The organism is Pedobacter sp. MR2016-24 (assembly GCF_026239655.1).
Classification (GTDB): Bacteria; Bacteroidota; Bacteroidia; order Sphingobacteriales; family Sphingobacteriaceae; genus Pedobacter.
Genome location: NZ_JAPIVO010000008.1, coordinates 20,176 through 34,753 on the forward strand (window position 1 = coordinate 20,176; position 14,578 = coordinate 34,753).

Annotated in this window: 14 protein-coding genes; 3 read left to right on the top strand and 11 right to left on the bottom strand. The window is 39.7% G+C overall.

Annotated features, from left to right (window positions below; all coding sequences use genetic code 11):
- The first annotated feature begins 68 nt into the window (after nucleotides 1-68).
- Entirely contained in the window at nucleotides 69-1,301 is a 1,233-nt protein-coding gene (locus OQX62_RS20930) for a 3-deoxy-D-manno-octulosonic acid transferase (protein WP_265833607.1), read from the top strand.
- Here OQX62_RS20930 and hemH read toward each other — a convergent pair.
- From hemH to OQX62_RS20950, 4 genes are all read right to left on the bottom strand, one after another.
- Nucleotides 1,298-2,323, bottom strand: a complete 1,026-nt coding sequence (gene hemH / locus OQX62_RS20935) for a ferrochelatase (RefSeq protein ID WP_265833608.1) — start codon at nucleotides 2,321-2,323, stop codon at nucleotides 1,298-1,300. The genes OQX62_RS20930 and hemH overlap by 4 nt on opposite strands.
- A 93-nt stretch (nucleotides 2,324-2,416) precedes the next feature.
- Nucleotides 2,417-3,265: a 4-hydroxy-3-methylbut-2-enyl diphosphate reductase gene (locus OQX62_RS20940; protein WP_265833609.1), complete on the bottom strand. Its 849-nt coding sequence runs from the start codon at nucleotides 3,263-3,265 to the stop codon at nucleotides 2,417-2,419.
- 109 nt (nucleotides 3,266-3,374) lie between these two features.
- Nucleotides 3,375-4,307 (bottom strand): glycosyltransferase family 2 protein, encoded by a 933-nt coding sequence (locus OQX62_RS20945; RefSeq protein WP_265833610.1) that lies wholly within the window; start codon nucleotides 4,305-4,307, stop codon nucleotides 3,375-3,377.
- A 36-nt stretch (nucleotides 4,308-4,343) separates the two neighbouring features.
- Nucleotides 4,344-4,853 (bottom strand): phosphoribosyltransferase family protein, encoded by a 510-nt coding sequence (locus OQX62_RS20950; protein ID WP_265833611.1) that lies wholly within the window; start codon nucleotides 4,851-4,853, stop codon nucleotides 4,344-4,346.
- A gap of 138 nt (nucleotides 4,854-4,991) precedes the next feature.
- On the opposite strand from OQX62_RS20950, the gene OQX62_RS20955 reads away from it, so the two are divergent.
- Nucleotides 4,992-5,705 carry a head GIN domain-containing protein gene (locus tag OQX62_RS20955; RefSeq protein WP_265833612.1) on the top strand — a complete coding sequence of 238 codons (714 nt, stop codon included), beginning with the start codon at nucleotides 4,992-4,994 and terminating at the stop codon, nucleotides 5,703-5,705.
- Between the two features lie 64 nt (nucleotides 5,706-5,769).
- Here the strand turns inward: OQX62_RS20955 and OQX62_RS20960 are convergent, their stop codons facing one another.
- The 6 genes from OQX62_RS20960 to kbl all read right to left on the bottom strand — a co-directional run bounded on the left by OQX62_RS20960 (nucleotide 5,770) and on the right by kbl (nucleotide 11,392).
- Nucleotides 5,770-6,177, bottom strand: a complete 408-nt coding sequence (locus tag OQX62_RS20960; RefSeq protein ID WP_265833613.1) for a hypothetical protein — start codon at nucleotides 6,175-6,177, stop codon at nucleotides 5,770-5,772.
- Between the two features lie 30 nt (nucleotides 6,178-6,207).
- A complete protein-coding gene (gene rlmD / locus OQX62_RS20965; protein ID WP_265833614.1) occupies nucleotides 6,208-7,623 on the bottom strand; it encodes a 23S rRNA (uracil(1939)-C(5))-methyltransferase RlmD in 1,416 nt (471 codons plus the stop codon).
- A gap of 420 nt (nucleotides 7,624-8,043) precedes the next feature.
- The gene (locus OQX62_RS20970) at nucleotides 8,044-8,619 is read right to left on the bottom strand and encodes a TetR/AcrR family transcriptional regulator (RefSeq protein WP_265833615.1); all 576 of its coding nucleotides are present in this window, start codon (nucleotides 8,617-8,619) and stop codon (nucleotides 8,044-8,046) included.
- On the bottom strand, nucleotides 8,619-9,023 hold the full coding sequence (locus tag OQX62_RS20975; RefSeq protein ID WP_265833616.1) for a hypothetical protein: 405 nt from the start codon (nucleotides 9,021-9,023) through the stop codon (nucleotides 8,619-8,621). The genes OQX62_RS20970 and OQX62_RS20975 overlap by 1 nt, the downstream gene beginning before the upstream one ends.
- A gap of 19 nt (nucleotides 9,024-9,042) precedes the next feature.
- Nucleotides 9,043-10,080, bottom strand: coding sequence for a phenylalanine--tRNA ligase subunit alpha (pheS, locus tag OQX62_RS20980; protein WP_265833617.1), 1,038 nt, complete (start codon nucleotides 10,078-10,080; stop codon nucleotides 9,043-9,045).
- 124 nt (nucleotides 10,081-10,204) lie between these two features.
- Nucleotides 10,205-11,392: a glycine C-acetyltransferase gene (gene kbl, locus OQX62_RS20985; RefSeq protein ID WP_265833618.1), complete on the bottom strand. Its 1,188-nt coding sequence runs from the start codon at nucleotides 11,390-11,392 to the stop codon at nucleotides 10,205-10,207.
- Between the two features lie 463 nt (nucleotides 11,393-11,855).
- Here kbl and OQX62_RS20990 point away from each other — a divergent pair, with 463 nt between their 5' ends.
- Nucleotides 11,856-12,536, top strand: a complete 681-nt coding sequence (locus tag OQX62_RS20990) for a S24 family peptidase (protein WP_265833619.1) — start codon at nucleotides 11,856-11,858, stop codon at nucleotides 12,534-12,536.
- Nucleotides 12,537-13,483: 947 nt separating this feature from the next.
- On the opposite strand, the gene obgE is transcribed toward OQX62_RS20990, so the two are convergent.
- Nucleotides 13,484-14,506, bottom strand: coding sequence for a GTPase ObgE (gene obgE / locus OQX62_RS20995; protein WP_265833620.1), 1,023 nt, complete (start codon nucleotides 14,504-14,506; stop codon nucleotides 13,484-13,486).
- Between the last annotated feature and the right edge of the window lie 72 nt (nucleotides 14,507-14,578).

Sequence of the window (14,578 nt, forward strand, 5' to 3'; positions counted from 1 at the left end):
TGATATAATGCATAGGTTTTAAATTATAATCAAGTATCTTCGGCTAAGATAATAAATAAACATACAAAATGCTCTGGCTTTATAATTTTGGTATTTCTCTTTATAAATTACTCCTGCAAGTTGCTTCATTATTCAATTCTAAAGCAAAGTTATTCTTAAAAGGAAGAAAAAACCTTTTCCATACAATTAGTAAACGTATAAATCCGTCAGAAAAACATATCTGGTTTCATTTTGCTTCACTGGGAGAATTTGAACAAGGGCGACCTGTACTGGAAAACCTGAAAGAAATTTATCCGGATAAAAAAATTGTGATTACCTTTTTCTCCCCGTCAGGATATGAAATCCGTAAAGATTATGCAGGTGCAGCGGGTGTTTTTTATCTTCCGCTTGACACCAAAAAGAATGCAGAAGAATTTGTGCGGCTCATTAATCCGGAGATAGCCATTTTTACCAAGTATGAGTTCTGGTATCATTATTTCTCAGTATTGCACAGGCATAATGTTCCTTTGTTTCTCATTTCAGGGATTTTCAGGCCAAATCAGCTTTTCTTTAAATGGTATGGTGGCTTTTACCGCAGCATGCTGGAATGTGTGAACTATTTCTTTGTTCAGAATGAAGAAAGTGTGAGGCTTTTAAATAGCATAAACATTGATAATGTAAGTCTGAGTGGCGACACAAGATTTGACAGGGTAGCAGAAAATGCACAATCGCCGAAACATTTGCAGGCCATTGCAGATTTTTGCGGTTCTTCAAAGGTATTCATTGCCGGCAGTACCTGGCCGCAGGATGAGCAGCTGATTGCCATGCTGATTGCCATGCTGATCAGGGAAAATCAGGATTGGAAATTTATTATTGCTCCACATGAGATAGGTGCTGCCCATCTGGATGAAATTACAAATTTGATTCCGGGAATAACAAGATATACCCGTCTTGAAGTAATTAATACTGATTCAAATAGCAGGGTATTGCTGATCGATAATATCGGCATGCTTTCTTCTATCTACCAGTATGGAGATATCGCCTATATAGGTGGTGGTTTTGGCGCAGGGATACATAATACACTCGAAGCCGCGGCATTTGGCCTGCCGGTTATCTTCGGGCCTAAATATGATAAGTTTCAGGAAGCAAAAGACCTGATCCGCCTCGGTGCAGCGATCAGCATCAGCACTCCGACAGCGCTTTCTGCCGCCTTTGCCAAACTACAGCAGGATAACAGTGCCAGTGCTGCAGCCTGGAATTATGTAGACATAAAAAAAGGATCTGCTCAGCAGATCCTTAAATATTTAAAAGATTTTATTTAATTCTCATGATGGTCTCTGACCATTTTAACCATCGCAGCAATCCATTGCGGATGATCGTTCAGGCTGGATACCAATTGTACTTCTTCTCCGCCAAGGTGTTTAAACTCTTCACCATATTCTACAGTCACCTCATAAAGCGTCTCCAGACAGTCGGCCACAAAAGCCGGGCAGAATACTAGCAGTCGTTTTTTCCCCCTTGCAGCAAGCGCTTTCAGCACGTCACTGGTATAAGGTTGTACCCATGGTTCCTTACCTAATCTGGATTGAAAGCAAACTGAATATTTATCTGCAGGGATGCTCAATTTTGCTGCGATTAAACGCGCGGTATCATGGCATTGTGCAGAATAGCAGAATTTATTTACATCTGTCAGCGTAGCACAGCAATTTTCTGTCTTCAGGCAATGCTGACCAGAGTGATCACATTTTTTCAGCTGCCGCTCGGGCAATCCGTGGAAACTGAAGAGGATCTGATCATAAGATTCAGGCTGATACTTTAACGCATTATCTGCAAAAGTACCGATCATCATTTCATTATCATGGAAAGAGTTCACAAAAGATACCGGCGGAATAGTCTGCCATTTGCCCACAATTTCCATTACTTTCTGAATCACGGATCCCGTACTTGCAGAAGCATATTGCGGAAACAGCGGTATCACCTGGATACTCTCTACCAAACCAGCCTTCATGTTTTCCAGAGCAGCATTGATAGATGGCGTTTGATAACGCATGGCCAGCTCCACGTGATAATCCGCACCTAATTGCTCCTGAACCAGTGCAGCCTGTATTTTACTGTAGTATAACAATGGAGAACCATTCTCATCCCAGATTTCCTTGTAAAGTTTAGCAGTTTTAGGGCTGCGAAAGGGAACAATAATTCCTTTTACCAGTAAAGTCCTGTTAAAAGCATTAATATCAATTACGCGTTCATCCATCAGGAATTCATCCAGATATTTACGTACATCCCCTACTTCCGGACTATCCGGAGTTCCTAAATTCACTAGCAATACGCCTTTTTTTCCCATTGTTGTTGATAGAATATCTGCAAATATACGTTTAAGCAGAGGCCACAGAAAAGTGGCCGCTTATAATTACTTTTGGATGATGAAGATAAATAATTAAAAAGATTCGAGTTTTGCTTTTACCTGCTCCATCAGCCACATCGGTGTAGAGGTAGCACCGCAAATACCTATTTTGTCATGCTCACTGAACCAGCTGAGATCCAGCTCATCTGTATTGGAAATAAAATATGAACTATCATTGAACTTCTTACATACATCATACAGCACTTTACCATTGGATGATTTTTTCCCTGAGACAAAGATGATTCTGTCATAATTCACCACAAATTTCTCGAGATCTTCGTAACGGTTGGAGACCTGGCGACAAATGGTATCATTTGCTTTTACTTCGTAACCTCTGCTCAGCAGCTGGTCTTTAATATGATAGAATTTTTCTGTGCTTTTGGTGGTCTGACTATACAGGGTAAATTTAGCCGGCAGATCTACGTGATCCAGTTCTGCCAGATCCTGAAATACAATTGCATTTCCATCTGTCTGTCCCTGTAAACCGATTACTTCGGCATGACCATGTTTTCCAAAAATCAGAATCTGTTCTTTATCATCATACGAGTTTTTGATACGGTTCTGTAACTTCAGTACTACAGGACAGGAAGCGTCTATCAGGATCAGGTTGTTCGCAAGTGCCAGCTCATAAGTAGATGGTGCTTCACCGTGTGCCCTGATCAGCACTTTCTCGTTATGTAACTGATGCAACTGCTCGTGATCGATAATCCGGAGCCCCTTATCTGTCAGGCGCTTTACTTCTTCATCATTGTGTACAATATCGCCAAGGCAATATAAATAATCCTCGTCCGCCAGAATATCTTCTGCCATTTCTATAGCATAAACTACTCCGAAACAGAAACCCGATGCTTTATCTATTGTTACGGCTAAATTGTATTTCATCAGAATATATTTATTTTAAAGGTTGTGAAGCTATCATCAGCTTATTCAGTACAGTTCGAAAGCTGTAATCTGATGATGGTTTCATAGGGTAAGTATTGATTGTACAAAATTACATAAAAATACGGATAAAGACAGCTTTGGATAATGCAATGAACAGCATAATCATCTGCAATGGATGAAGTAAAACGTTTAACAAAGGATTTTGACGCACAAGGAACGAAATCATTACACGCGTAAGAAAGATTAATCCGACAGGCATGATCAGCAATGCATATTCGTAATTGGCCAGCATAATGAGGGGGCCTGCGACCACCAGCACCAGGTATAAAAGTGCAGCGATACCGTTATTGCCAAAACTTAGCAGCAGGTCCTTTCCACTCTGATTGACCAGAACAGATGAATGCTGAGGGGAAGAAATGGAAATCAGGCGGTTTGCCAGCAGGGTTTCTACCTTATAACTTTCGGCTTTGATTGTCCTGATGATTTCACGTCCGGCATTCCAGCCATGGTTGCGGTACAAAGCAGCATTGAAAAACAGACATTTATCACTCGCCACGGCAAATACCTGTCCGGGGAGCAATCTGATCAGTCGTAATGGAACCAGGTTAAGCAGTACAAAATCTTTTACCGGCAGCATACACTTTTCTAAAAAGCTATGCGCAATTTCATCAGGTATAATACTCAGTAAAGCCAGGTCGAATACCTTTGTACGATAAATCAGACTGTTAATCAGGCCGGAACGAATACTAGTATGCGCATCAAGAAACAGCAGGTAATCGCAATTTTGTGCAGCGACATCAATCTCCTCCTGATTATCCGCAGTGGAGACGATGACTTCAATATGCTCGTAATCCTGCTCGCTGATAGATTTCAACACTAATTTAATGCGTTCTTTATCAGGTGAAGGAGTAATCACAATGGTCACTCTATCGGTAAAGTGTTTCCTGTATTTCCCTAATTTAGGGTTAGAAAGGAAGTTAAAGAGTGTAACTGAAAAACGGAGGATTAAAAATACCAGAACGACATAAATAAAAGTAATCATGCTTTTTTAGTTTATGTCGCGCGCTGATCCATATAATTAACTTAAATAAACAGCATCTTCCTGTCCTTCCACATCAAGTACTACATCTACATGCTCCTTAAGTACCGTAGCCATCTGCAAGCCAACAAAATCTGTTGATATAGGAAATATTTTGTGGCTTCTGTCTACCAGCACCACTGTACGTATTTTTTTATGCGGGGTATTCAGGAACACACCAAATCCATAAGCAAGTGTTTTACCGCTATTTAAAACGTCATCTACCACGATGATCACTTTATTTTTAACCTTGGCGGTTTCGATATCCGTTGTAGCGACCAGGCTGCTGTTATCTTTATCCAGTTCGATCTTCAGCATGGTTACCTTCAGGTCAGATATTTCTACCAATACATTCTTCAGGCGGATGGCGAGTTTATATCCACGGTCCCATATGCCGGCCAGCACAATTTCCTTCTCATTTAAATTATCCTCCAGAATCTGGTAGGCCATGCGGTTAATTTTTTGCTGGATCTGCTTTTTATCAAGAATAAGTAATTGTGAGTCGGCCATTTGTTAATGCTTTGTTTTGTACAAAAAGAACGATTTTAAGGTTCATATTCAAATATCTGTAAAATATTTTCAAAATGATGCAACGTTTGTATCCTACCTGCGTCTAATTCCTGTAAACCTAACAAGATAATTACGATTATGAAACCACCTTACTTGATAAAATTTTTATTCCTGTTTCTGATAGGAATGTCGTTCCACAGCATTCACTCTAGTGCTCAGGAAACAAAGAATATTTCTGTTGCCAATTTTTCTGCAGTTCAGGTGAGTACCGGAATTGAAGTCATTCTTATTCCCGGCACCAAAGAAGGAGCAAAAGTAGTGGCGGACGAAGGCGTAATTGATGAAGTAGAAGTAACTTCGGTGGACAGCAAACTGAACATCCGATTCAGGGAAAACACCAGCCTGACCAACAGGTGGAAGAATAAAAATGCTAAAGTTTACGTAACTTATAAATCACTGAACGGGGTTGCTGCAAGTAGCGGTAGTTCTATTGAAAGCGATAAAACACTGAAAACGGAGCATTTAAATGCAAAGGTATCCTCAGGTGCGTCTCTTAAACTAGCCGTACAATGTGCTGAGCTGCAGGTGCAGATCAGCAGCGGTGCCTCGGCAGATTTAACAGGAACGGCAACGAATGCGGATGTGAAATCAAGCTCAGGAAGCAGCGTACATGCTGAAGGGCTCCACACTGATTATGCGAAAATCGTTTCCAGTTCGGGTGCAGATGTAAGGTTAACGGTAAACAAAGGATTAGAGACTACAGCTAGTAGTGGCAGCAGCATCCGTTATAAAGGGAATGCATCTTTGAAAAACAATTCGTCAAAAAGAGCTGACGTACGAAAAATAGATTAAGTTTTTGATTGTTTGTAAATCCCTGTCCGTTTGCCTTTCGGACAGGGATTTTTTATTTTCAGGCTTAGCGCTGTTTAATATCGTAAGGATAATAGATAAAATTAGCTCCTTCCGGAACGATGACAAAAACACACATAAAGTCCTCTGGTCTTTTATAATGTTTCAGGAATTCTTCTTTTCTTTCAGGTTTGATAATTCCCTTTTCTACAAACTCTTCTACCGTAGATGCCTGCATGGTCCAGTTGGTATTCAGTTCTTCTCTGTTCAGGATCATTTCACCTATAGATACGGTATGCTGATGGGCAACAAATACCGGGTATTTAGAGATTCCTTCAGCAATAATTTCCAATGCAATTTCCTTCACAGATTCAGCATATAATGCCAGATCTTTCTCCAGGCTTACGAGCGGACTTACTTTTTTATCACTTTTATCCCCTTCTGGTTGTTGCGGCAATAATTTTTCTATATCCATCTTAAAATATCTTTAGCTTAAAGCAGTATACTACTTTATTAAATTTAATAAAACCACGTTTTCAACATGTTGTGTATGCGGGAACATATCTACAGGCTTAATTCTGCCCACTGTATATTTCTCTTTTAACAAAGCCAGGTCCCTTGCCTGTGTAGCCGCATTACAGCTTACATAAACAATCTTTTCGGCTTCCATTTCCAACAACCTTTCCACTACATCTGCATGCATCCCTGCCCTTGGCGGATCTGTAATCACCACATCAGGTTTACCATGTTCAGCAATAAATTCCCTGGTTAAGATATCTTTCATATCTCCTGCATAAAACAGCGTATTAGCTATTCCATTCAATTCGGAATTGAACTTTGCATCTTCAATAGCTGTAGGCACATATTCTACACCAATCACTTTTTTCACACTGGCAGCTACAAAATTTGCAATGGTACCGGCACCGGTATATAAATCATAAACCAGCTCATCTCCCGAGAAACCAGCAAATTCTTTAGTGATCTTGTACAACTCATGCGCCTGCATAGAATTGGTCTGATAGAAAGACTTCGCCCCTATCTTGAACCTCAGCCCATTCATTTCCTCAAAGATATAATCTCTTCCTGAGTAGGTAATCACGTCCTGATCAAAGATGGTGTCATTCTTTTTCTGGTTCATGATATATAACAATGAGGTAATTTCAGGGAAGCTGGTCTTCAGGTATTCCATCAAACCATCAACCTGATCCTGCGTTGCATACGCAAAAACCACTACTACCATTACCTCACCTGTCGATGACGTACGGATAATCAGGTTTCTGAGGTTACCTTCATGGTTACGTAAATCATAAAAAGTAAGCCCCATTCTCAACGCGTATCCCCTTACCTGATTTCTCAGTGTATTGGAAGGTTCTGCCTGTAAATAACAATGCTGTACATCAAGGATCTTGTCAAAACGTAAGGGCACGTGGAAACCGAGTGCATTCATTTCCAATCCTTCACGGTCTTCCATATCCTGCTGATTTAACCAGCGTTTATTGGAGAAGGTATATTCTAATTTATTGCGGTAATATTTATTCTCTGCTGAACCCAGAATAGGCTCCATGGAAGAAGTATCAATTTTGGCAAGACGCTGTAAAGCAGCTTCTACATTTTTCTGTTTAAACTGCAGCTGAGCGTCATATTGCATATGCTGCCATTTACAACCACCGCAGGTACCAAAATGCTGACAGAAAGGATCTGTTCTATGTACAGATGGCGTATGCAGTGTTTCGATAACAGCTTCTGCAAGATTCTTTTTCTTTTTAACAATCCGGACATCTGCAATGTCTCCGGGAACGGCCTTATCAACAAACACGACTAATTCATCGGCCTTACCCACACCCTTGCCTTCCTCGGCAATATCAATAATACTTAAGTTGGGAAGGATAGTAACCGTTCCAGCTTTTCTATTTCTACTCATTCTGCTGCAAAGCTAAAGCTTGTATTTAATACTTCCTAGTATTTTCAGCATACTGCAGGAGAGCTGACCCGATCTTTAAGTAATTATCGTCTGATTTATTCCTGAGATGAGTTTTGGGGGATACTATTTTTTAGGAGACATGAGCATTTCCCTGAGCTATAGGACATAGCTCAATAATAAGAAAATGATGTATTAACCTTTACTTACCAAAAATTTTAAGGATTAAACCAAAAATACCTTCAACAAGATTAAAGCTTACATCGAATTTTTCATCAACCAATATAGTAATCTCTAATATCTCTTTGCTCATTGTAAATGATGTTACAATTGTAAATATAGAGGTTTATATACCGAAAACCAAATCGGTTCACAACAATAAAATGTAAACAAATTGTACGCAAATTGTGAATAAGCTGCTGATTACAGTGCGGCTTTAACGAGAAATGGCAATAATTCCTTCTGGAAGCTGACGAAGTTTTTTCTTACATCGGCATCGCTGACAGAGGTAAAGGCAAAAGAGAATACGATACTTTTACTTGCTTTAAGAAGAAAAGCGAGACCTTCCCTGCGGGATGGATTATTTTTAAAATGGTCAAGTCCGAGATAAGCAGACAACAATAAGGATTCGAGCTGATCTGAAAGATGTTTTAAAAACTCCTGCGAGTTTGCGTTTTCACGTACAAAATCCCATCCGATAAATTCATTGCAGACAGTATAGGTGAGTCGGCAGGTCTTCATTACCAGCGCTTTCAGATGTTCTTCCTCATCTACAAATTGTGCTTTATTTTTTAAGATTTCATGCAGATTGAGGTCGAGATAATCCATCAGAATGGCATCAAGCACCTGTTCTTTACTTTCAAAATACTTGTAAATTGTTGCCTTCGCGATCCTTGCTTTTTTTGCAATCTCGTTTACGCTGGTTTTGTGATACCCGTATTTCCTGAATAACTCTTTAGCAGCTCTAATGATGCTCTCTTTAATCTTTTCTGGTTCCATCAATTAGTTACTTGATAATTATTTCCTGTGACGAGTATACTATAAGTTCTCAGTGCTATTTTAGCCGGGGCCTTTGAAGGCGTTCCATCCAGCAGCGAGTATTTTGCGCCTGTACAAGGGTCTGTTACTGTATAGGCATTATCTAAAGTTACGGCACATCTGTTTTCGGGATTTACCGTACTGCACCTGTCGTATGCCTTATAACCATTTAAAGAATTATAAGCTATAATGACGCCAGCCACTCCGCCATCCATAAAAATAGCACCATTCGCTTTTAAAGCAGATAATTGGTCAGGGCTAAAGAAACCAACCAGGTTAACCGCCACATTTGGCACCTGGTTAGTTTCTTTTCCACAGGCAGAAAATAAAAACAGCATCAATATAAAGCCTGTAATTTTTCCCATATGCTTAAATAAACGTCATTTAGATCAATGAAGTTTTATATTGTTTAAGGAAACGGGCGTCGTTTTCTGAAAACAGACGCAAATCCTTAATTTCAAATTTCAGATTGGCAATACGTTCTATGCCCATACCAAAAGCGAAACCACTATATTTTTTACTATCTACACCACAGTTTTCCAGCACATTCGGATCAACCATACCACAGCCAAGGATTTCTACCCAACCGCTATATTTACATAACTGGCAGCCAGCGCCTTTACAGATCGTACAGGAAATATCCATCTCCGCAGAAGGCTCTGTGAAAGGAAAATAAGAGGGGCGGAAACGAACTTTGGTTCCTTCACCATATAATTCCTGTACAAAGTAGAACAGGGTTTGTTTTAAGTCTGCAAAAGAAACATTTTCATCTACATACAGCCCTTCAACCTGATGGAAAAAGCAATGTGCACGGGCTGATATTGCTTCGTTTCTGTACACGCGTCCAGGCATCAGGGCTCTGAAAGGAGGTTTACCTGCTTCCATCATCCTCACCTGAACAGATGAAGTATGTGTTCTTAAGGCAATATCTCCTTTTTCACCACCTTTTTTAATGAAGAAAGTGTCCTGCATATCTCTTGCCGGATGCTCTTCAGGAAAGTTCAGTGCAGAGAAGTTATGCCAGTCGTCCTCAATCTCTGGTCCTTCTGCCACCACGAATCCAAGTTTGCTGAAAATGTCGACAATTTCCCTGCGCACCAGGGCCAGAGGGTGACGTGAGCCTACCTCAAAACCTGCACCAGGCAAGGTCAGATCCAGTCCGGCATCCTTTTTACTGTGACTGGTTTCTTCCTGTTCCTTAAGAGACTGGTATTTAGCTTCGGCCAGTTGCTTGAATTCATTCAATACCTTGCCTAAAGTCCTTTTCTCTTCTGTGGATACGGACTTAAATTCTTCAAATATATCTTTGATAATTCCCTTAGTACCAAGGAATTTTATTCTAAATTGCTCTAATTCATCTGCATTTGTAGTAGCAAATGCATCTATTTCTGCGGTATACTGTGTGATCTTATCTTGCAACATAATGCCAAATATACAGCTATTTCAGGAATATTAGGATACCTGCCTGAAGATGTAGATGCTAATATATACAGGAAAAGCCGGAAGCAATTGCATCCGGCTTTTCCTGTATATATTTAAACGAGCTTTAGATTACCTTTAACGCTTTACCCACCTTAATAAAAGCTGCAATTGCTTTATCCAGGTGATGTTGTTCATGCGCTGCAGAAAGCTGTACGCGGATACGGGCTTTTCCCTGCGGAACAACCGGATAATAAAATCCGATTACATAGATTCCTTCATCCAGCATTTTAGCCGCAAATTCCTGCGCCAGTTTAGCTTCATATAACATCACAGGTACGATAGGATGAATTCCCTCTTTGATATCAAAACCAGCTGCTGTCATTTTCTGACGGAAATACATGGTATTGTGTTCTAACTTATCGCGCAGCTCCGTCGTTTCGCTTAACATATCCAATACCGCAACAGATGCTCCGGCTATCGCAGGCGCTAATGTATTAGAGAAAAGATATGGTCTTGAGCGCTGACGCAGCATATCAATGATCTCTTTTTTACCAGCAGTAAAACCACCGGAAGCTCCACCAAGGGCTTTACCTAAGGTACCGGTAATGATATCAATCCTGTCCATTACGCCACAGTGCTCATGAGTACCTCTTCCGGTTTTACCCATGAAACCGGAACAATGTGATTCATCAATCATTACCAGTGCTTCATATTGATCAGCCAGGTCACATATTTTATCCAGTTGTGCAATTGTTCCATCCATTGAAAATGCACCATCAGTAACGATGATCCTGTGACGGCAACCAGCGGCAGCTTTTAACTGCTCTTCCAGATCGTTCATATCACTATGTTTATACCTGAATCTTTTCGCTTTACACAAACGCACGCCATCGATGATTGAAGCATGATTAAGTTCATCTGAAATAATAGCATCCTGATCATTGAACAAAGGTTCAAATACACCCCCATTTGCATCAAATGCAGCTGCATACAAGATCGTGTCTTCAGTTCCCAGAAATTCAGAAAGCTTTTGTTCCAGTTCTTTATGCACATCCTGTGTACCACAGATAAAACGCACAGAAGACATGCCGTAACCGTACTGGTCAATTGCCGCCTTTGCTGCAGCAGTTACTCTCGGATCTGATGACAGACCTAAATAATTATTCGCACAAAAATTTACCACTTCCTGTCCGGTACTCACCTTTATATCGGCACCCTGAGGAGTCACAATAACCCTTTCACGTTTATATAAACCGTCGTTTTCAATCTGTTCAAGTTCTTGCTGAAGAACCGGCTGCAATGTTTTATACATGTTTTTATGATTTGCTGTTGCGTTCAAAGTTATAAAATAACCTTTGAGATGTAAATTAATTTTATGGGCTGTGCGACACAGACCTGCTACAAATCTATCGAATGAACAATAAAAACGCTACCTGCGTCGATTCATGTTTTTTTTACTTGTGAAAATACCCGGGGATAAGCGGAAAAAAGTCGGTTAGCTGAGTTCTATTTTAAACTCATCTGAAGCGTTTTTGCTCCAAAGCACTGGAATAGAATGTCTTCAGGATATATTGAAATATGCCGGTTGCTGAAAAAATCTACGGCAGCACCACCCCGACCTTAAATTAAACACAACGCTTGTTAATTGAAATATTTTATAATTAAAAATAATTAAACAAAAACAATTTTACATATATTGCAATTAATTATTACCATTAGATATTTAAAACAGATACAAAACCTTATTAATAACAACCATTAAACCAATTACTACTATGACTGAAAATTCAAGAGAAAATTATGGCAGAAGATTTAAAGAGGTAAGATCAGAGCTGGATAAGACGTTAAAAGAATTCTATTCTCCCGTTGCAACACATGTAAACAACTTCTCCCCGATAGAAAATGGACGGAGGCTGATTGGCAAACGCCTGGCTGAAGATGTGATCAAGCACTGGAAGATTAATCAGGAGTGGATGAATACTGGCTCAGGGAACATGTTTCTTGAACCGGTAAAAACAACCAGAACAATGGATGAGGCGGACCTTTCAGGTGTTCCTTATTACAGTGTTAACATTTCCGAACCGAACGCAAGCGGATTTAATCTCTTAAAAGAAACTCCGGAGTACTATGTTAACTTCCGGCCCTTTAATGACTGTGATGCTTATCTGCCGATTTATGGTGACAGTATGTACCCGAAATATGCCAGCGGTGAAATTATTGCAGTACGGGAGATACATAATCCTGATGTAATCCAGTGGGGTGAGGCTTATCTGATTGTGGCAGATGACACAGCAAATAACTTATCCACCGTAAAACTGCTCTTTGAGCATACCCATGGAAACAAGCTTGTCTTACGTGCTTCAAATCCAAATTACAAAGGTGATACCATTATTGAAAGAGGAGCTATCAGAAGGATGTTTCTTGTAAAGGGGAAAATTATGCGGAACCAATTATGATTTGAAACCATATTTAAAAACCAGGTAAAAAAGAAAGGGATGCTCTATCCAGATCCATCCCTTTTCTAACCAAATATAAACCTGTATGAACGGGTCTTTGTCTTATGATGCTAGCTTAACATCTTTTAAAATCTATGTAAATCATGATATCTGTTCAAGTCTTAAAATATCATTGTTAAAATCAAATCTGCGATATTCTCGTATCGACTCCACAATATTAAGACTTTTTAATCGAAATAAATACGATAAAATTGAATTTTTTCATAAATAAGTCAAACAAAACCACTAAAAACACAAAACATGAACAAACAAAAGTAAATTATATTAAAAATAACAGATCGAAACCCACAATTACTATAATAAACCAACGGAAAAGCCAAAAAAAATCGAACAAACAGAATTATTGGACCTAATATTTCAGAAAATATGGAGATTTACATAGCAAACAGCGCTAATAAGCGCAGATGAACAGCCACCAATAGAAGCGGTGATTAAATTATACGTTACTAATTTCTTAACAGACCAGCAGGGAATTTAAAGACATCAGGACTTCATCATTGCATGATAATCAATACAATTAACATACACATGAAACCCGGGCCATTAATAGCAAGAAACAATCCGGAAGGAAGTGGATAACAAAAAATTGAAACACATCTTATTTGCTATGCTTACTTACAGCTGAGATGATTTTTGAAAGATTTTTCTTTTTGGTGATTTTGTAAGTACCAATAAGCACCATTGACGCAATAACTGCTGTAAAGAGGAAGTTAAACGATCTTTTCTCCATGACCTGATCAAATTAAATTGTGAATACAATCTGATTCGCCATCAAATTTACTTACAGACCTGAGAGAGTCAATTATGAATTGATAAAGCGCTGATTGTTAATCCCAATTTAGGAAAAATTAAGATTACAAACAAATAATTTAAATGGATAAAAAATATTATTTCGCCGCAGAGGTAGTGTCATCAGCACTAATAGCTTCCCATAACATATCTTTCAGTTCAGTAATCCCTTTTTGAGCTACTGAAGAGATAAATATAGAAGGGATGTTTGCCGGCACATCTTTTTTGATCTCGGCTACCAACTCATCATCCAGCATATCAGATTTCGTGATAGCCAGCAAATGGGGTTTCTGCATCAGTTCAGGATTATATTCTTCCAGTTCACGCTTTAAGATTTCATACTCTTCAGTAATTGTCCTGTTAGTATCTGCAGGCACCATAAATAACAATACAGAATTACGTTCAATATGGCGCAAAAACCGATATCCCAGTCCTTTTCCTTTAGAAGCGCCTTCGATGATTCCCGGAATATCTGCCATCACAAATGATTTGCTTCCACGGTAAGATACAATGCCAAGATTAGGAACGAGTGTAGTAAAGGGATAGTCAGCAATTTCAGGTTTTGCTGCGGAAACGACAGAAAGTAAGGTAGACTTACCGGCGTTCGGGAAGCCCACTAATCCAACATCCGCCAGAACTTTCAGTTCAAGTACTACCCACTGCTCTGTACCCGATTCACCAGGCTGCGCAAAACGCGGAGTTTGTAAGGTAGAAGTCTTAAAGTGCCAGTTACCCAGGCCACCTCTCCCGCCGGGAGTAGCAATCTCAGTTTGTCCGTCTTCAGTAATTTCAAACAAGGTCTCCCCCGTTTCAGCATCTTTGGCGATTGTTCCTAAAGGAACATCAAGATACTCGTCTTTGCCGGACTTGCCTGTACTGGTAGAACTCGATCCGGGTCCGCCATCAGCAGCCAGGATATGTTTGCGGTATTTCAAGTGCAGCAGCGTCCAGAATTGTGCATTACCCCTTAGGATAATATGCCCTCCTCTTCCGCCATCACCACCATCAGGACCACCGGTAGATGTCATTTTATCGCGGTGCAAATGTGAAGATCCAGATCCGCCCTTACCAGAACGAAAACATATTTTAACGTAATCTACAAAATTTGAACCTTGTGACATAACCTGTTATTTTTCCTTACAAACAAGAATAGCGGGAAGAACTTAATCCGTCCCGCTACGCTTAAAATTATT

Excerpts from the sequence above, each read along its gene's own strand:
- OQX62_RS20930 (WP_265833607.1), top strand. The coding sequence starts at position 69 with ATGCTCTGGCTTTATAATTTTGGTATTTCTCTTTATAAATTACTCCTG.
- hemH (WP_265833608.1), bottom strand. The coding sequence starts at position 2,323 with ATGGGAAAAAAAGGCGTATTGCTAGTGAATTTAGGAACTCCGGATAGT.
- OQX62_RS20940 (WP_265833609.1), bottom strand. The coding sequence starts at position 3,265 with ATGAAATACAATTTAGCCGTAACAATAGATAAAGCATCGGGTTTCTGT.
- OQX62_RS20945 (WP_265833610.1), bottom strand. The coding sequence starts at position 4,307 with ATGATTACTTTTATTTATGTCGTTCTGGTATTTTTAATCCTCCGTTTT.
- OQX62_RS20950 (WP_265833611.1), bottom strand. The coding sequence starts at position 4,853 with ATGGCCGACTCACAATTACTTATTCTTGATAAAAAGCAGATCCAGCAA.
- OQX62_RS20955 (WP_265833612.1), top strand. The coding sequence starts at position 4,992 with ATGAAACCACCTTACTTGATAAAATTTTTATTCCTGTTTCTGATAGGA.
- OQX62_RS20960 (WP_265833613.1), bottom strand. The coding sequence starts at position 6,177 with ATGGATATAGAAAAATTATTGCCGCAACAACCAGAAGGGGATAAAAGT.
- rlmD (WP_265833614.1), bottom strand. The coding sequence starts at position 7,623 with ATGAGTAGAAATAGAAAAGCTGGAACGGTTACTATCCTTCCCAACTTA.
- OQX62_RS20970 (WP_265833615.1), bottom strand. The coding sequence starts at position 8,619 with ATGGAACCAGAAAAGATTAAAGAGAGCATCATTAGAGCTGCTAAAGAG.
- OQX62_RS20975 (WP_265833616.1), bottom strand. The coding sequence starts at position 9,023 with ATGGGAAAAATTACAGGCTTTATATTGATGCTGTTTTTATTTTCTGCC.
- pheS (WP_265833617.1), bottom strand. The coding sequence starts at position 10,080 with ATGTTGCAAGATAAGATCACACAGTATACCGCAGAAATAGATGCATTT.
- kbl (WP_265833618.1), bottom strand. The coding sequence starts at position 11,392 with ATGTATAAAACATTGCAGCCGGTTCTTCAGCAAGAACTTGAACAGATT.
- OQX62_RS20990 (WP_265833619.1), top strand. The coding sequence starts at position 11,856 with ATGACTGAAAATTCAAGAGAAAATTATGGCAGAAGATTTAAAGAGGTA.
- obgE (WP_265833620.1), bottom strand. The coding sequence starts at position 14,506 with ATGTCACAAGGTTCAAATTTTGTAGATTACGTTAAAATATGTTTTCGT.